The organism is Azospirillum oryzae (genome assembly GCF_008364795.1).
GTDB lineage: Bacteria > Pseudomonadota > Alphaproteobacteria > Azospirillales > Azospirillaceae > Azospirillum > Azospirillum oryzae.
The window spans coordinates 20,583-36,485 of the sequence record NZ_VTTM01000002.1 but is presented as its reverse complement, the minus strand read 5'-3'; the positions used below and the strand labels follow the sequence as shown (position 1 = coordinate 36,485).

The following is a 15,903-nucleotide window of genomic DNA, read 5'->3' as shown; positions in this document are numbered from 1 at the left end:
CCCTGAACCGGAGACGACGCCATGCTCGACCTGCGCCCCAACTGCGAATGCTGCGACCGCGACCTGCCGCCCGAGGCGCCGGACGCCTATATCTGCTCCTTCGAATGTACCTTCTGCGCCGACTGCCGCGCCCGGCTGCCGGGGGAACGCTGCCCGAACTGCGGGGGCGAGCTGGTGCGGCGGCCGATCCGCCCGGCGTCGAAGCTGGCGGCCAACCCGCCGTCGACCATCCGGATCGTAAAGCCCGACGGCTGCGCCGGGCTGTTCCGCGACGGCGGAGCCACGACGTTCCCCGACGGCGGCGCCGCACCATTTTAAGTCCCGGAATTGCTCTTTGCTGTCGCTGGCGTTCGCCACACAAATCGGCCAGACTGGCGCCGCCAGATCCGGGAACCCGCGCCGATCTGGCCGGTTCCGGCCGAACGCCCATCTTCCTTGCCTGCCCACCTTCTCCCGCCGGTTCCCCCGAACGCCATCCAGCCATTCCAACCAGACGTTAGAGACATGCCGATCAACAACCGCATCGCCGCCTTCCAGGACGACATGACCGCGTGGCGGCGCGATATCCATGCCCACCCGGAACTGGGGTTCGAGGAGGAACGCACCTCCGACATCGTCGCCGCGAAGCTGGCGGAATTCGGCATCACGGTGCATCGCGGCCTGGGCGGGACCGGGGTGGTCGGCACCCTGGAGGGACTCGGCACCGGCAGCGGCCGGACGATCGGCCTGCGCGCCGACATGGACGCGCTGCCGATGCCGGAAGCCAACGAATTCGACCATGCCTCGCGCCATGCCGGCAAGATGCACGCCTGCGGCCATGACGGCCACACGACGATGCTGCTTGGCGCCGCCCGTTATCTGGCGGAGACGCGCAACTTCGACGGCACCGTCCACTTCATCTTCCAGCCGGCCGAGGAAGGGCTGGGCGGTGCGAAGCGGATGATCGACGACGGGCTTTTCCGGCAGTTCGACTGCGAGCAGGTCTATGGCCTGCACAATTGGCCGGAACTGCCGGCCGGCCAGATCGCCGTTCATCCCGGCCCGGTGATGGCGGCTGCCAACCAGTTCGAAATCCATGTGACCGGCCATGGCGCCCATGCCGCCATGCCCCACCGCGGCATCGACCCGGTGCTGGTGTCGGCGCACATCATCACCGCGGCGCAGAGCCTGGTCAGCCGCGGCACCAACCCGGCCGACAGTGCCGTGGTGTCGATCACGGTGGTGGAGGCCGGGACCGCGGCCAACGTCATCCCCGACAGCGCGCGGATGCTCGGCACCATGCGCACCTTCACGGAAGAGAACCACCGCCGCATCCAGGAGCAGTTCGCCCGTCTTGTCTCCAGCATCGCCGAGGGGCTTGGCGCCAAGGCCGAACTGCGTTTCCGTCCCGGCTATCCCGCCACGGTGAACAGCGAGCCGGAGGCGCGCATCGCCGCCGCAGCAGCAGCCAAGGTGGTGGGCGAGGAGAATGTGGTCTGGGCCCCCGACCCGACCATGGCGGCGGAGGATTTCGGCTATATGCTGAAGGAGCGGCCGGGCGCCTACATCTGGCTCGGCCACGGCGGCCATCGCGGGCCGTCCTGCCGCCTGCACAACCCGCATTACGACTTCAACGACGCGATCCTGACCACCGGCGCCAGCTATTGGGCGTCGCTGGTCGAGACGATCCTGCCGCGGAGCGCCTGACCGTCCCATGAAGATGCCGTTCCGTCTCCGCCTGATCCCGCTGCTGTTCACGCCCGCGCTGCTTCTGGCTGCCTGCCAGGGCGGCAACGACCGTGCCGACGGCAATCTGCTGCCGACCCAGGCGGAGGCCGGGACAGGGTGGCAAGGCGACCACAGCAGCGCCGCCGAACGCGCCTATGTCGTCGCCCGCGAGGCCGGCGAATGGTCGGCTCTGTGGGCGCGGGTCGGCGAGCCGGCCCCGTCCTCTCTGCCCGGCGGCCGGATGGCGGTGGCGGTCTTCCTGGGGCCGCGCGATACGGCCGGCTATGGCGTCGCCATCGACAGCGTGCAGCAGAAGGGCGCCGACCTGATCGTCGGCTATCACGAGAGCGTGCCGGGCCCGGCCCAGGCGGTGGCGCAGATGCGCACCAGCCCCTACGCCATCCGCCTGCTGCCCAGCGCGGCGGGTACGCCGAAGTTCGTCCGGGGGAAGTGAGCCCGAGGGGCGGCGGCGTCAGGCCGCCGCCTTCACCGCGGCATCTGCCACGGCAATTCCCCGCCGACCAGCTTCCCCGCCTCTTCCGGCGGCAGCGGGCGGGCGAAGTGGTAGCCCTGGCCGTAGTCGCAGGCCAGTGCGCGCAGCAGGTTGGCGTCGGCGCTGGTCTCGATGCCCTCGGCGATCACGTCGAACCCCAGCAGGCGCGCCAGGTCCATGATGATGCGGACGATGGCGCGGTTTTCCTCCGACTGGTGCATGGCCGAGACAAAGGAACGGTCGACCTTCAGGCTGTCGATCGGCAGCTTGTGCAGGTAGGACAGCGACGAATAGCCGGTGCCGAAATCGTCGATCGACAGCTTGATGCCCAGCGCCCGCAGGTCGCGCAGCAGGCGGATCGACTGTTCCGCCTTGTCCATCACGGCGCTTTCCGTCAGCTCCAGCTTGATCCAGGACGGCTCCACCCCGGTTTCGCGCAGAACCTCGCGCACGACCTGGACGAAGTTGGGGTCGGACAGCTGGTGGCTGGACAGGTTGACGCTCATGAACAGCGGGGCGGAACCGGGTTCGCGGCGGTCCTGCCAGTCCGCGATCTGCTGGCAGGCCTGCCGCAGGACCCAGGTGCCGAGCGATACAACCAGACCGGTGCTCTCGGCGATCGGGATGAAGATGCCGGGGGGAATGTTGCCGCGTTCGGGATGGGTCCAGCGCATCAGCGCCTCGAACCCCGCAAGACCGCCGGTCACCATCTCCACGATCGGCTGGTAGGCGACCCACAGGTCGCTGCCGCTGTCCAGCGCACCGCGCAGATCGTGTTCCAGGCGCACCTGCTCGACCACATGGGAATGCATCGCCGGATCGAACCAGGCCTGCCGGCCGCCACCCTGTTCGCGCGCGCGGGCGGTGGCGATCTCGGCATCGCGCAGCACGTCGTCGGGGCGCTCGTGCGTCGGCATCGAGACGGCGACGCCGATACTGGCGGACAGGAACACGGTGCCGCCGGAGCTGGAGCGGGCGGAGCGCACCACCGCCGCCAGATCCTCGACGGCGCTTTCCAGCGCCGGCCGGTCGCAGACGCCGCCCGCCAGCATGGCGAAGGCATGGTCGCTGACGCGCGCGATCAGGTCGAAGGCGGCGGCCTGCGCCGCCATCCGCTGCGCCAGACCGTCCAGCAGCTCGTTGGCGAAGCCCTGCCCCATGCTGCTGCGGATTTCGGCGAAGCGGTCGATGTCCAGGATGACGAGCGTGAAGGGCTCGCCCATATTGCGATAGTCCGCCATGTGCTTCAGCAGCATCAGGCGGTTGGCGAGCCCGGTCACAGGGTCGTAGTAGGCGAGGCGGAACAGGTCGTCCTGCACCTGCCGGCGCTCGGTCATGTCCTGCAGGATCACGAAATAGCCGGTGATGGTGCCGTCTTCGGCCCGGTGCGGCGCGTGCAGCCGCATCACGTAGCGCTGCTGGCCGTCCGCCTGGGTGATCCAGCCTTCGGTCTGCACCGTCTCGCCCGCCAGCGCACGTTCGGCGGCACCCTGCGTGTTGCGCAGGAGATCCTGCCCCAGAAGTTCGCCGATGGTGCCGCCGACCGCCTTGTCCAGCGTCGTCCCCATCATCTCCAGATAGGCGCGGTTGGCGTAGATGTGCCGCCGCCGCGGGTCCATCAACGCGACCTTCACCGTCATGGCGTCGAGAATCTGACGCAGGGCGTCAAGCCCCGGCGCACCGGAAGCGGCACCCGATAAAGCGTCGGCCAGCGCGGAGATTCGGGGATCTGGACTCATGGCGAGGATAGAGCGGGGTACTCATCAGGAAATCGATACCCAACACTTACGCGAAGTATCACCCACGCGTCAAAACCAAAGCTGCCATAGTGCAACAGAGCTTGGACATTTCTACAGGCGATGCAACGGAGACACATGGGCATGATCATGGGCATATCATAGTATTCATTCAAGCCGAGGTTGCAGCGAAACACAGCACACAATCCGGGTTTTCTGTTCCGTGGAGAAAGAACGATGAAATTATCTCCGTTCTTTGTCACACCTCTTGCGGCCTGAGATTGCATCCTTGACCGGAAGTCCGACCGCTGGTCGTTTTTGTGCGGTGCAGGAACGCGGCGAGAACATGGCTGTGCCCTGGAAAGGAAAGGCGGCGGCTGGGCCGGTCGGATTTATACTGCCAATACAAGTGGGGCCAACGCGGCTGGGGATGTCGCCCCGATCGGCACCGCATGGTCGTACACCCCCCGACGATAACGGCAACGATCACAATTTGGGCAGGAATTACGCCATGGCTCTCAAGGACTTCCTGGTCGTCGTCGATGATACGCCCGCGTCCGCGGCACGTCTCGACCTTGCGGCGCGGCTTGCGACCCGGTGCGATGCGCATCTGACCGCGCTCTATGCCTTCACCGACATGGTGTTCCCCGGCTATATCGAAGCCGAAATCCCGCAGGAGCTGCGCGAAAGCCGCCGGCAGAGCCTCAAGGACCAGACGGACCGTATGGCGGCGGTCTTCGACGACGCCATGCGCCTCCATGGCCTGACCGACCGCTCCGAATGGCTGGCGCAGGAAGGCGATCCGACCATCACCGCCGCGGTGCGCGGCCGTTATGCCGACCTGATCGTGGTGGGCCAGCCCGATCCGGAGCGCGACCGCGACCAGCCCGTCGCCCAGCCGGCCGACCTTCTGTTCGAATGCGGCCGGCCGCTTCTGGTCGTCCCCTATGCCGGCCGCTTCGCCACCATCGGCGAGCGGGTTCTGGTCGGCTGGAACGGCAGCCGCGAGGCGGCGCGCGCCGTCGGCGACGCCCTGCCCCTGCTGACCACCGCCAAGCGCGTGGTGGTGATGGCCGCCAATCCGAAGCCCGGCCTGGACGGTCTGGGCGACGAGCCTTGCGCCGACATCGCCCGCCACCTGTCCCGCCACGGCTGCCGCGTGGAAGCCACCCATGTCGCCACCGACGTGGTGGAGCCCGGCGACACCCTGCTGAACATGGCCGCCGACGAAAGCTGCGACCTGCTGGTGATGGGCGCCTATGGCCGCTCCCGCTTCCGTGAACTGGTGCTGGGCGGCATGACCCGCTTCATGCTGCGGCACATGACCGTTCCGGTGCTGATGAGCCATTGAGCGGGTGGTGGAGTGTCAGCTTCGATGCCCCCACCTAACCTCCCCCGCTCTCAGCGGACCTACGGTCCGCCTGCCGCGTCAGCACAAAGCAAAGCTTTGTGCGAGAGCTGGGCGGGGGAGGGACTGCCGCCGAACGTCAACAAAGCTCCAGTCCCCCTCCCCCGCCCAGCGGGGGAGGGTTGGGGTGGGGGCATTCGAAGCCAACACTCCAACCATTCGCCCACCCGTGGGGTTAAGCGACCGCCCCGCTGCCCCCGAGTCCCTCCGCAACCACCGCGAGTCGCCGCTTGCGGGCCGTGGGGAAAAGCGACCGGCACCCTTTTTCCACCCCGTCCCCCGTGGGGAAAAGCGTCGGAATAGTGGGGAAAAGCGGCGCGACTCGGGCTTTCCCCATGGGGATAAGCGGCGACTCAACTAATAAGTCTAACAACTAACCGTCAACTAGCACGGTCGCCTAACCCCACGTTGACTCCACCGCCCGCCGCTCACCAGGATGCCACAACATCCGGGTGAGGCTGCCATGGGCGACATACACAGGCTGGTGATCGAACATGGCCGGGACAAGGCGCGCGCCCTGGTCCGGCCGGAGGAGCGGACGCTGGTGGACATCGCCGCCGACATCCTGGCGGACGAGAACCAGCATCTCGGCATCACCTACAGCGGCTTCTGCCTGACCAGCCTGCCGCACAAGAAGCTGGCCGACGACGTGCCCTGGGAAAAGCGCGGCCATCAGGTGACGCTGCTGGTCGAACCGGGCCGGTTGAAGGTGAACGGCAAGATGAAGCTGTTCGGCGTGCCCTATGGCGCGCGGGCGCGCATGATCCTGATCTATCTGCAGACCCAGGCGGTGCGCACCGGCCGCCGCGAGGTTGAACTGGGCCGCTCCATGCGCGACTGGCTGACCCGGATGGGGATCAGCGTCGGCGGCGAGACCTTCCGCGGCTTCCGCGAGCAGTCGCTGCGCATTTCCGCCTGCACCTTGAAGTTCTTCTGGGACGGCGAGGACGCCGACGTGTTCGAGAAGGGCGGCATCGTCAAGCGCGGCCTGATCTTCCACGACGATCTCGGCGACGACCGCCAGGGCACGTTGTGGAACGACGTGGTGCAGTTGGACGAGACCTTCTTCCAGGCCCTGCGCGACCACCCGGTGCCGTTGCTGGAGGAGGCGGTGCGGCAGTTGAAGGACCGTTCGCTCAGCCTCGATCTCTATGTCTGGCTGGCCTACCGTCTGCATTCGCTGAGCCGGCCGCAACCGATCTCCTGGCCGTCGCTCTATGCCCAGTTCGGCGCCGGCTACGACCAGATGAAGCATTTCAAGCCGCGCTTCGTCCAGGCCCTGCAATATGCGCTGGCCGCCTATCCGGATGCGAAGGTCGAACCGGCCGACGACGGCGTCGTCCTCCACCCCAGCCGCCCGCCCATCGCCCGCCTGCTGGCGTGAGGGGTGTGGGGTTAAGCGACCGACACGGAAAATGGGGTGGAGCCATCCCCGGTCGCTTTCCCCCACACCCCCGAAAGCGCGCCTCCACCATTGACGCACGTCATTGGGCCGCCCTCCCCCTCCCCCTATGATCGCCGCCAAGTTCCCGAACCGGAGAGGCCTTGCCTTGGACGCGCTGTCGCTGCTGGACGCCGGACTGAACCAGTGCGCCGTGGTCATCGACCGCGACGGCGGGCTGTTGCTTGCCCTGCTGACCGCCGGGCTGGTCGGCGGCACCACCCATTGCACCGGCATGTGCGGTCCCTTCGTGCTGGCCCAGGTCTCGGCCCGGCTGGAGCGGGTGCCGCTGTCGGCGATGTCGGAGTTCCGGCGCCTGACCGGAGCGGCGGTGCTGCCCTACCATGCCGGCCGGGCGACGACCTATGCGCTGATCGGCGCGCTGTCGGCCTCGGTCGCCGGCCATGTCGGGGCGCTGCCCGGCCTGCGCTGGCTGTCGGTGGCGCTGCTGGCGCTGGCGGCGCTGTTCTTCCTCGGCTATGCCGTGCGCAACGTCCTGTCCTGGCTGCCCAGAATGCCGTCCTTGGGCGGCAACGGGCTGCAGCGCTGGTGGGGCGACCGGGTGTCCCGGCTTGCCCGGCCGCTGTTCGGCAACCCGACCGGCTGGCGCGGCTATGGGCTGGGGGTGGCGCTGGGCTTCATTCCCTGCGGGATGCTCTATGGCGCCATCGCGGTGGCGGCGGCGAGCGGCAGCGCGCTGACCGGCGCGCTCGGCATGGCCGCCTTCGCACTCGGCACGGTGCCGAGCCTGCTGGCGGTCGGTCTGGCCGGCCACATCGCCGGCCGCACTTGGCGGACCGCCGTCGCCCGCGTCGCCCCGGCGATCATGCTGGTGAACGCCGGGGTTCTAGGTTGGATGGCGTGGAAGCTGGTTGCGTAAGCCCCGGCCCCAGCCTCCTGGCTCAATGCAGGCCCTTGCCCTTCAGCGCGTCGCCCAGCGGGATCTGTCCGCTGCCGGGCTTCAGCGGCTGCTGCTGGCTTTCATGCGGCGACCAGCCGGCGAGATAGAGCACCTCGAAGGTCACTGGAATCCGCCCGTCCGGCTCGGCGTAAAGCCGGGCATAGCGCTGGGCCGCGTCGAACAGCATGGACCGGGTTGCCGGAACCTTGCGACGCGCCAGCACGGCGTTGGTCTCGCCCATGCCGCGCAGCTCGCGCATCAGGGCAAAGGCGTCGGAATAGGTGACGGTGATGACGTCGCTGTCGACCACCGGCAGGGCGAAACCGGCGCGTTGCAGCAACCCGCCGGCATCCTTGATCTCGGCGAAGGGCGACACGCGGGGGGAGACGCCGCCCGACACCTCCATCTCCGCCTCGAAGAGGCAGCGGCGCAGTTCGGCCAGCGTCTGGCCGCCGAGCATCGACGCGCAGAAGAACCCATCCGGCTTCAGCGCCTGCCGGATCTGCACCAGGGCACCCGGCAGGTCGTTGACCCAGTGCAGGCTGAGATTGCTGACCACCAGATCGAAACTGCCGGGGGCGAAGGGCAGGAACTCCTCGTCAGCCGCGACGGTGGGGTTGCCCGGACCGCCGGCGGCGCGCGCGAAGTCCGGCGACAGGTCGCAGGCGACCAGCCGTTCGATCCCCTTGCGGCCTTTCAGGATGCGCCCCATCGCCCCGTCGTGGCAGCCGACGTCGAGCGCCAGCGGGAAGGGACGGATCACGTCCTCCAGCCGGTCGGCCAGGCGGTCGGCGATCTCCTCGAACAGGAAGGCGTGATCGGTGAATTCGGCGACGGCGCGGTCGCGGCGGCGGCGGACCAGCGCGCGGTCGAAGACGGTCATGCTGTCGGGGCTTGTCATGGCCGCACTATACCCCAGCCCGCCGGCACGACAACCGTGCTACACTCGCAGCCCAGATACCTTCTTCAATTCACCTTCGCCACGCCACCCCACGCACAGGCATTGGAATGGGCATCGACGAAGCAATCGCCGTCAGCCACGAAGCGCTGATGGTCATCCTGAAGATTTCGCTGCCGCCGCTGGGCATCACCGCCCTGCTGTCGGCCGGGCTGATGCTGTTCCAGAGTGCCACCAACATCAACGAGTCGTCGCTGCAGCAGGATGTGAAATTCTTCGCGACGCTGGTGATCCTGTTCGTCACCGGCCCGGCGATCTATCTGGCGCTGCGCGACTACACCGGCGTGATATTCGAACGCATCGCCATGCTGCAGTGACCGGGGCGACAGCGATGCAGCCATCCGCGATCCTGTCCGGACTGGGCCGCACAGCGGCCGGCGCGGCGACCCTGCTGCTCGACGCCCTGCTGCCGCCGCGCTGCCTCAGCTGCGGCGAGGCGGTGGACCGTCAGGGCGGCCTGTGCGCCGCCTGCTGGGTCAAGCTGAGCTTCATCGCCCCGCCGCTGTGCGCCTGCTGCGGACTCCCCTTCGAATACGAGGCGCAGGAGGGCACGCTGTGCGGCGCCTGCATGGCCTCCCCGCCCCCCTTCGCCCGCGCCCGAGCGGTCCTGGCCTATGACGACGGCAGCCGCCCGCTGGTGCTGGGCTTCAAGCATGGCGACCGCATCCATGCCGCCAAGGCCTACGGCGTCTGGCTTGCCCGCGCCGGTCGGGAGTTGCTGGAGGATGCCGACCGGCTGCTGCCGGTGCCGCTGCACCGCGCCCGCCTGTTCCATCGCCGCTACAACCAGGCGGCGCTGCTGGCGCAGGCGCTGTCGCGCCACTGCGGCGTTCCCGCCACTCCCGACCTGCTGCAACGCCGCCGATCCACTCCGACCCAGGGCGGGCTGGACCGCCAGGGGCGCCATCGCAACGTCAAGGGCGCCTTCCGCCTGCGGCCGGGACAGTCGGTGACTGGTCAGCGGCTGGTGATCGTCGACGACGTGATGACCACCGGGGCGACGCTGGCGGAATGCGCGCGGGTCCTGCTGCGCGCCGGGGCGGCCCGGGTCGACGTGCTGACGCTGGCGCGCGTGGTGCATCGCTGACGCTTGAAAAGGGGCATGCCCGGCGACGCTGACCGGCGTTCGGCGCGGGTTGCAACGTCTGGCGCCTCCCGCAGGTTGATCCTATAATTTCTACACCTGCAACAGGAGCCCAGTGGCATGGCCGACGTCGTCATCTACACCACGCCCTTCTGTCCCTACTGCATGCGGGCCAAGAGCCTGCTCGACGGCAAGGGCGTGAAATACGAGGAAATCGACCTCTACGCCCATCCGGGCCGCCGCAGCGAGATGATCGAGCGGTCGGAGGGCCGGACCACCGTCCCGCAGATCTTCATCGACGGGAAGCCGTATGGCGGCAGCGACGATATCCACGCGCTGGACCGCGCCGGCAAGCTCGACCCCCTGCTCGGCATCGCCGCATGAGCGGCGGCGCGACTGGCATTCTCAAGGCTGCCTGCGTCCAGGTGAATGCGGGCACGGAGCTTGAGCCGAACCTGCGGGCGGCGGGCGACCTCGTCCGCCGCGCTCGCGACGCCGGGGCGGATTTCATCGCCCTGCCGGAGAATGTCGGCTGGATCGTCCAGGGCCGCGCCAAGACCATGGAGCGCGTCCGCACCGAGTCGGAGCATCCCGGCATCCCCTTCTTCGCCGATCTGGCGCGGGAGACCGGAGCCTGGATTCTCGGCGGCACCCTGCATGTCCTGCTCGACGACGGGCGCGCCGCCAACCGCAGCTATCTGTTCGACGCGAATGGCGGGGTCGTCGCCTCCTACGACAAGATCCACATGTTCGACGTCACGCTGAAGGACGGCGAATCCTACCGCGAGTCGGCCACCTTCCAGCCGGGCGGGCGGGCGGTGGTGGCGGCCAGCCCGTGGGGCGGCATCGGCATGACCGTCTGCTACGACGTGCGCTTCGCCTATCTGTACCGGGCGCTGGCCCAGGCGGGGGCGTCGATCCTGACGGTGCCGGCCGCCTTCACCGTGCCGACCGGCCGCGCCCACTGGCACACGCTGCTGCGCGCCCGCGCCATCGAGACCGGCTGCTTCGTCGTCGCCCCGGCCCAGACCGGCAGCCACGACCAGGGCCGCCAGACCTACGGCCATTCCCTGCTGATCGCCCCCTGGGGCGAGGTGCTGGCCGACGCCGGCACCGATGTCGGCTTCATCACCGCCGACCTCGACCTCGACCGCGTGGCGGAGGCCCGTGGCATGGTCCCGTCGCTGACCCACGATCGCGACGTTGCGGTGGAGCGCATCGGGTACTGATTTCCCAGTCTCCGGCCCCTCAGCGCCCGTCCTGCGTCAGCCGAAGCCACGCCATGGCGGCGGTCAGCGCGATGCCGAAGGCGTCGTCGGGCCGGACCGGCAGGTCGAGGTCGCGGATCATGCTGTCCAGCCGCAGATCGACCGCCTGTTTGGACATGCTGCGGATCTTTCGGGCGTAATAAAGGCTGGACACCTCCGTCCGCTCGTCCGACAGCGGCCGCCCGGTCAGGCGCTCCGCCATGGCGACGGAGAAGTCGAGATAATAACCCACCAGCGGACGGTCGCCGATGAAGGCGTGCAGCAGGTCGCCGGCCTCCGCAAGGCCGGTGTCGCTGCCGGGATGGAGCAGCAGCGCGCTTCCGGTCAGGATGCGGGGGCCGCGGATGCGGATGGCGGCGAAGGCCAGAGGCGTTGCGGCCTCCGGATCGAAGCTGGTCGCCTCGCAATGGATCGCCACGCGTTCCCTGCGGTCGGTGTCGCCGTGATCGGGATATCCCATCGTCGCCGCCTCAATGATTCAGGCGGAAATGGTGGGCGATCAGCTCCTTGAAGCTTTTCACCAGCGCCAGGCAGTCCTTGAACTGGTCGCGGTCCAACTTGCCCAGCCGGTCGGGGTGGACGAGGTTGTCGATCGCCAGTTCCGCCCCCTCCTCCCCTCCTTCATTTTCTTCCGGCAGATCGACGCGCGCCTTCAGGCGGATGGTCGACAGGATTGTGAAGGCCTCCACCAGATCGGCGGCCATCTTGCGGTCCAGCGCCCCCAGTTCGGCCAGCACCTGGATGCGCTCCACCGTGTTGGTCTCCGCCCGGTGCTTTTCCAGCGCCAGCGCGCGCACGCCATGGACGATGGGGAAGATGCCGGCCTTCTTGATGTCGACCGGCTCCGCCCGGCGCCGTTCGAACAAGGATGCGAACAGGCCGCTCGGCGTGTCGAAGGACAGGGTCGGCCGGGCGAATTGGGTGAAGAACATCTGGTTGTCCTGCAGGCGGCTCAGCAGATAGTCCTTCGCCTCGGCCAGCAGGGTGGCGTCGCCGGCCACCGGAGCGGCGTCGTAGAAGATGGCGAGGTTCATCTGCGCCGCCTCGTCAGGGCGGTGGACCCAGTTGAACAGCGCGTCCTTGTAGCCGGCGAGCGGCCGGGTCCACTCCGGGTTGGAGACCATGATGTTGCCGGGACAGGGCGGATAGCCGAACTCGACCAGATGGCGGGTGAAGTCGGCGGCGATCCGCGGCAGATCGGGGCAGTCGAAGCCGTCGCGCAGGATCAGGCCGTTGTCCTGGTCGGTCTTCAGCAGCTGTTCGCCGCGCCCCTCGCTGCCCATCACGATCAGGCAGCTGTTGGCCAGAAGCTCCGGCGGGGCCAGCAGTTCGAACAGCTTGCGGAAGATGCGGCGGTTCAGTTCGGTCACCAGATCGGCGATGAAGGCGACCTTCACGCCGGTGGCGTGCAGGGTGCGGATCAGCTCGACGATGGAGCGGCTGGCCCGGCGCAGGTCGGCGGGATCGGTGGCATGCTCCACCTGCAAGCCGATGACCTGGGAATGGTTGGACAGCACCGCCAGCAGGTCGCTTTGCCCCAACAGCCCGACGATGGCGCCATTCTCCGTCACCACGATGCGGCGCACCGCATGCTTGGTCATCAGCACCAGCGCGTTGAACAGCAGATCGTCGCGGTCCAGCGTCAGCAGACCGTAGCGGGCGAGCGGCCCGACCGGGTCGGTCACCGGCCGGCCGTCCAGCACCACCAGATCGCGCAGGTCGGTGCCGGTCAGGATGCCGGTGGTGCCGCCCATGGCCCCATCCGCGCCGCGCACCAGGACGCTGCTGGCGCGGTTCTGCCTCATCGCCTCGGCCGCGTCGCGCAGGCTGGCGGCGGCGTCGACGAACAGCGGCGGGTGAAGATAGGCCTGCCGGATGCGCGCCATGGTCAGCGCCGCCATCTCGCGGTTGGAGCGCAAGGCGGCCAGATCGCGCATGCGCTGCGCGAAATCGCCGAGAATGGCGGCGCCGAACGCCGGGTTCTCGGCGGCCAGCGCCTCCAGCGCCGCGCGCGGGATCAGGTGGCAGGCACACTCCTCCGCCGCGACGAAGCGGCGGGCGCCGGTGATGCCGGCTCCGCCGCCCGCGGTGGCATACAGCGCCTGCAGGCCGAACCGGTCGCCCGGACCATGGACCGCCGCCACCTCGCCGCCGCGGCGTTCCTGCACGGTGCCGCGCAACACGACATACAGCGCGTCGGCCGGCTCCTCCCGGCTGAGAATGACGGTGTCGCGCGGATAGAGCGCGATGTCGAGCGCGCCGGCCAGCGCCGCGCGCTGCCCCTCCGTCAGCAGGTCGAAGGGCGGACGCCCGAAATCGAAGTCCGGAGAAGCGGTCGGCATCGCATGCTGCACGGGCGGACTCCGTCGGGAGATGGCAGGGTCGGGAGATGGCTGATCATGAAAAAAGCGCCCCCGGATCGGGTCCGGAGGCGCTTTTCAGGATACACCCGCCGGGCACGAGGCCGGAAGCGGGTGCGACATTTGGCGGCGTGGTTCGGTCACCGCCCGGTCTTGGTCCCCCGGGTTCAGGCTTGCCCGAGGGGGGAAGGGATGCGGTGCGAGACGCGATCCCTTCCTTCGCTCTTGTTTGATGAGCGGTCTTGTTGGTGGGCCGTCTTGTTAGTGGGCGGAGGCACCCTCGGCACCCAGGCCGGTCTGCGACCGGATGTACTGGGCTTCGAAGTCCTTGCGCTCCTTCTGGGCCTGCGCGCTGTTGTCGGTGATCGAGAAGAACCAGATACCGACGAAGGACAGCGTGATGGAGAAGAGGCCAGGGTTGTCGTACGGGAAGATGGCGGCCGGGTTGCCCAGCACGGCCTTCCACACGGTCGGGCCCAGCACCAGCAGGACGATCGCCGAGATCAGGCCCAGGCCACCGCCCAGAACCGCACCGCGGGTGGTCATCTTGCCCCAGAACATCGACATCAGCAGGATCGGGAAGTTGGCCGAGGCGGCGATGACGAAGGCCAGACCGACCATGAAGGCGACGTTCTGGTTTTCGAAGGCGATGCCCAGCACGATCGACAGGATGCCGATGGCGACGGTGGTGATCTTCGACACGCGGATTTCGTCGGCCTCGTTGGCGCGGCCCTTGGCGAAGACCGAGGCGTAGAGGTCATGGGAGACCGCCGAGGCGCCGGCCAGCGTCAGACCGGCGACCACCGCCAGGATGGTGGCGAAGGCGACCGCCGAGATGAAGCCGTAGAACAGGTCGCCGCCGACCGCATGGGCGGTGTGGATGGCCGCCATGTTGGTGCCGCCGATGACGTTGGCGATCACCGCCTTGGCGCCGGCCGCCGGGGCCGCCGTCAGGAAGGGATAGGCGCCGGTGGCGTCGGGGGCCAGGATCATCAGGATGGCGCCGAAGCCGATGATGAAGGTCAGGATGTAGAAGTAGCCGATGAAGCCGGTGGCGTAGAAGACCGACTTGCGGGCTTCCTTGGCGTCGGCGACGGTGAAGAAGCGCATCAGGATGTGCGGCAGGCCGGCGGTGCCGAACATCAACGCCATGCCCAGCGAGATCGCCGAGACCGGATCGGTGACGAGCGCGCCCGGCGACATGATCGCCAGACCCTTCGGGTGGAGTTCGACGGCGGCCTTGAACATCGCCTCGGGGCTGAAGCCGAACTTGGCCAGGATCATGAAGGCCATGAAGGAGGCGCCGGACAGCAGCATCACCGCCTTGATGATCTGCACCCAGGTGGTCGCCAGCATGCCGCCGAAGGTGACGTAGCCGATCATCAGCACGCCGACGATGATGACGGCGACCAGATAGTCGAGGCCGAACAGCAGCTGGATCAGCTTGCCGGCGCCCACCATCTGGGCAATCAGGTAGAAGGTGACGGTCGCCAGCGAGCCGCAGGCCGACAGGGTGCGGATCGGCGTCTGCTGGAAGCGGTAGGAGGCGACGTCGGCGAAGGTGTATTTGCCGAGGTTGCGCAGCCGTTCAGCGATCAGGAACAGTACGATCGGCCAGCCGACCAGCCAACCCACCGAATAGATCAGCCCGTCGAAGCCCGACGCGTAGACCAGACCGGCAATGCCGAGGAAGGACGCGGCCGACATGTAGTCGCCGGCGATGGCGAGGCCGTTCTGGAAGCCGGTGATGCCGCCGCCGGCGGCGTAGAAGTCCTTGGCCGACTTGGTACGGCGGGCGGCCCAGAAGGTGATGCCCAGCGTGAGCAGCACGAAAATCAGGAACATGACGATGGCGGACCAGTTCGTCGCCTGCTTCTGCACGGCGCCGCCGATGGCGTCGGCATAGCCGTAGGCGGGAACCAGCACACCAGCCGCAGCGGCGGCGGCAGCGGTAAGACGGGTGGTGGCGGCGCGCATCACTTCGATTCCTCCAGGATCTGGCGGTTCAGCTCGTCGAATTCGCCGTTCGCCCGGTAGACGTAGATGCCGGTCAGGATGAAGGCGGACACGATGGTGAAGACACCGACGGGAATGCCCCAGGTCGTGACGCCGGAGCCGATCGGCGTGCCCAGGAACGACTTCCCGAACGCCACCAGCAGGATGAAACCGAAATAAATGACCAGCATGGCAATCGACAAAGTCCAGGCGAAGGCGGACCGTTTCGCCACCAGCTCCTGGAACTTCGGATTGTTCACAATCCGTTGTGCGTTTTGATTCATGTGCGTCCCCTCATCGAGTGCCGGCGATTGCCCGGCTGTCCTTCAGACACCGTCTGCGGAACATTCCGGCATTTGCCGTCCGGGCGGTCGCGTCCGGGTTTCTTCCCGTAATTCGTACGCCCTTGACCTGCCCAATTGTTTGATACAGATCATTGTTTGGCGCACCCCCTACCTTGGTCGATGGGGCGGCGCGCCGGTCAGGGACGATCGCCGGGAAACACAGGCCCCGGCAGCGCAGCGGCTGCATACGAGAAAGGCGCCCCCGTTA

16 protein-coding genes are annotated in these 15,903 nt (G+C 68.0%); 10 read left to right on the top strand and 6 right to left on the bottom strand.

Annotated features, from left to right (window positions below; translation table 11 throughout):
* Positions 1 to 21: 21 nt before the first annotated feature.
* From FZ938_RS06110 to FZ938_RS06100, 3 genes are all read left to right on the top strand, one after another.
* Positions 22 to 318 (top strand): DUF1272 domain-containing protein, encoded by a 297-nt coding sequence (locus FZ938_RS06110; protein ID WP_149197745.1) that lies wholly within the window; start codon positions 22 to 24, stop codon positions 316 to 318.
* Between the two features lie 186 nt (positions 319 to 504).
* Entirely contained in the window at positions 505 to 1,686 is a 1,182-nt protein-coding gene (locus FZ938_RS06105; RefSeq protein ID WP_149197744.1) for a M20 aminoacylase family protein, read from the top strand.
* 7 nt (positions 1,687 to 1,693) lie between these two features.
* Positions 1,694 to 2,161, top strand: a complete 468-nt coding sequence (locus FZ938_RS06100) for a protease complex subunit PrcB family protein (RefSeq protein WP_149197743.1) — start codon at positions 1,694 to 1,696, stop codon at positions 2,159 to 2,161.
* A 32-nt stretch (positions 2,162 to 2,193) separates the two neighbouring features.
* On the opposite strand, the gene FZ938_RS06095 is transcribed toward FZ938_RS06100, so the two are convergent.
* A complete protein-coding gene (locus FZ938_RS06095; protein ID WP_149197742.1) occupies positions 2,194 to 3,939 on the bottom strand; it encodes a putative bifunctional diguanylate cyclase/phosphodiesterase in 1,746 nt (581 codons plus the stop codon).
* A gap of 508 nt (positions 3,940 to 4,447) precedes the next feature.
* Between FZ938_RS06095 and FZ938_RS06090 the strand changes: the two genes are divergently transcribed.
* The 3 genes from FZ938_RS06090 to FZ938_RS06080 all read left to right on the top strand — a co-directional run bounded on the left by FZ938_RS06090 (position 4,448) and on the right by FZ938_RS06080 (position 7,665).
* Positions 4,448 to 5,287: a universal stress protein gene (locus FZ938_RS06090; protein ID WP_149197741.1), complete on the top strand. Its 840-nt coding sequence runs from the start codon at positions 4,448 to 4,450 to the stop codon at positions 5,285 to 5,287.
* A 520-nt stretch (positions 5,288 to 5,807) separates the two neighbouring features.
* Positions 5,808 to 6,728: a replication protein RepA gene (locus FZ938_RS06085; protein ID WP_085090460.1), complete on the top strand. Its 921-nt coding sequence runs from the start codon at positions 5,808 to 5,810 to the stop codon at positions 6,726 to 6,728.
* A 166-nt stretch (positions 6,729 to 6,894) separates the two neighbouring features.
* Entirely contained in the window at positions 6,895 to 7,665 is a 771-nt protein-coding gene (locus tag FZ938_RS06080) for a sulfite exporter TauE/SafE family protein (RefSeq protein ID WP_149197740.1), read from the top strand.
* A gap of 22 nt (positions 7,666 to 7,687) precedes the next feature.
* On the opposite strand, the gene FZ938_RS06075 is transcribed toward FZ938_RS06080, so the two are convergent.
* Positions 7,688 to 8,587, bottom strand: a complete 900-nt coding sequence (locus tag FZ938_RS06075; RefSeq protein ID WP_149197739.1) for a methyltransferase domain-containing protein — start codon at positions 8,585 to 8,587, stop codon at positions 7,688 to 7,690.
* Positions 8,588 to 8,694: 107 nt separating this feature from the next.
* On the opposite strand from FZ938_RS06075, the gene FZ938_RS06070 reads away from it, so the two are divergent.
* The 4 genes from FZ938_RS06070 to FZ938_RS06055 all read left to right on the top strand — a co-directional run bounded on the left by FZ938_RS06070 (position 8,695) and on the right by FZ938_RS06055 (position 10,957).
* On the top strand, positions 8,695 to 8,961 hold the full coding sequence (locus tag FZ938_RS06070; protein WP_149197738.1) for a flagellar biosynthetic protein FliQ: 267 nt from the start codon (positions 8,695 to 8,697) through the stop codon (positions 8,959 to 8,961).
* A 14-nt stretch (positions 8,962 to 8,975) separates the two neighbouring features.
* Complete coding sequence (locus FZ938_RS06065; RefSeq protein ID WP_149197737.1) at positions 8,976 to 9,731, top strand: ComF family protein; 756 nt, start codon at positions 8,976 to 8,978, stop codon at positions 9,729 to 9,731.
* Between the two features lie 117 nt (positions 9,732 to 9,848).
* On the top strand, positions 9,849 to 10,112 hold the full coding sequence (gene grxC / locus FZ938_RS06060; protein ID WP_149197736.1) for a glutaredoxin 3: 264 nt from the start codon (positions 9,849 to 9,851) through the stop codon (positions 10,110 to 10,112).
* A complete protein-coding gene (locus FZ938_RS06055; RefSeq protein ID WP_149197735.1) occupies positions 10,109 to 10,957 on the top strand; it encodes a carbon-nitrogen hydrolase family protein in 849 nt (282 codons plus the stop codon). The genes grxC and FZ938_RS06055 overlap by 4 nt, the downstream gene beginning before the upstream one ends.
* A gap of 19 nt (positions 10,958 to 10,976) precedes the next feature.
* Here the strand turns inward: FZ938_RS06055 and FZ938_RS06050 are convergent, their stop codons facing one another.
* The 4 genes from FZ938_RS06050 to FZ938_RS06035 form a co-directional block, all read right to left on the bottom strand.
* Positions 10,977 to 11,456, bottom strand: a complete 480-nt coding sequence (locus FZ938_RS06050) for a 3'-5' exonuclease family protein (RefSeq protein WP_149197734.1) — start codon at positions 11,454 to 11,456, stop codon at positions 10,977 to 10,979.
* Between the two features lie 10 nt (positions 11,457 to 11,466).
* Entirely contained in the window at positions 11,467 to 13,350 is a 1,884-nt protein-coding gene (locus FZ938_RS06045) for a DUF294 nucleotidyltransferase-like domain-containing protein (RefSeq protein ID WP_149197733.1), read from the bottom strand.
* 267 nt (positions 13,351 to 13,617) lie between these two features.
* Complete coding sequence (locus FZ938_RS06040; protein ID WP_149197732.1) at positions 13,618 to 15,333, bottom strand: cation acetate symporter; 1,716 nt, start codon at positions 15,331 to 15,333, stop codon at positions 13,618 to 13,620.
* A complete protein-coding gene (locus tag FZ938_RS06035) occupies positions 15,333 to 15,635 on the bottom strand; it encodes a DUF485 domain-containing protein (protein ID WP_149197731.1) in 303 nt (100 codons plus the stop codon). The genes FZ938_RS06040 and FZ938_RS06035 overlap by 1 nt, the downstream gene beginning before the upstream one ends.
* Positions 15,636 to 15,903 lie beyond the last annotated feature (268 nt).

Bases quoted from the DNA above. Each gene is read 5' to 3' on its own strand.
- FZ938_RS06110 (WP_149197745.1), top strand. From the start codon at position 22: ATGCTCGACCTGCGCCCCAACTGCGAATGCTGCGACCGCGACCTGCCG.
- FZ938_RS06105 (WP_149197744.1), top strand. From the start codon at position 505: ATGCCGATCAACAACCGCATCGCCGCCTTCCAGGACGACATGACCGCG.
- FZ938_RS06100 (WP_149197743.1), top strand. From the start codon at position 1,694: ATGAAGATGCCGTTCCGTCTCCGCCTGATCCCGCTGCTGTTCACGCCC.
- FZ938_RS06095 (WP_149197742.1), bottom strand. From the start codon at position 3,939: ATGAGTCCAGATCCCCGAATCTCCGCGCTGGCCGACGCTTTATCGGGT.
- FZ938_RS06090 (WP_149197741.1), top strand. From the start codon at position 4,448: ATGGCTCTCAAGGACTTCCTGGTCGTCGTCGATGATACGCCCGCGTCC.
- FZ938_RS06085 (WP_085090460.1), top strand. From the start codon at position 5,808: ATGGGCGACATACACAGGCTGGTGATCGAACATGGCCGGGACAAGGCG.
- FZ938_RS06075 (WP_149197739.1), bottom strand. From the start codon at position 8,587: ATGACAAGCCCCGACAGCATGACCGTCTTCGACCGCGCGCTGGTCCGC.
- FZ938_RS06070 (WP_149197738.1), top strand. From the start codon at position 8,695: ATGGGCATCGACGAAGCAATCGCCGTCAGCCACGAAGCGCTGATGGTC.
- FZ938_RS06065 (WP_149197737.1), top strand. From the start codon at position 8,976: ATGCAGCCATCCGCGATCCTGTCCGGACTGGGCCGCACAGCGGCCGGC.
- grxC (WP_149197736.1), top strand. From the start codon at position 9,849: ATGGCCGACGTCGTCATCTACACCACGCCCTTCTGTCCCTACTGCATG.
- FZ938_RS06055 (WP_149197735.1), top strand. From the start codon at position 10,109: ATGAGCGGCGGCGCGACTGGCATTCTCAAGGCTGCCTGCGTCCAGGTG.
- FZ938_RS06050 (WP_149197734.1), bottom strand. From the start codon at position 11,456: ATGGGATATCCCGATCACGGCGACACCGACCGCAGGGAACGCGTGGCG.
- FZ938_RS06040 (WP_149197732.1), bottom strand. From the start codon at position 15,333: ATGCGCGCCGCCACCACCCGTCTTACCGCTGCCGCCGCCGCTGCGGCT.
- FZ938_RS06035 (WP_149197731.1), bottom strand. From the start codon at position 15,635: ATGAATCAAAACGCACAACGGATTGTGAACAATCCGAAGTTCCAGGAG.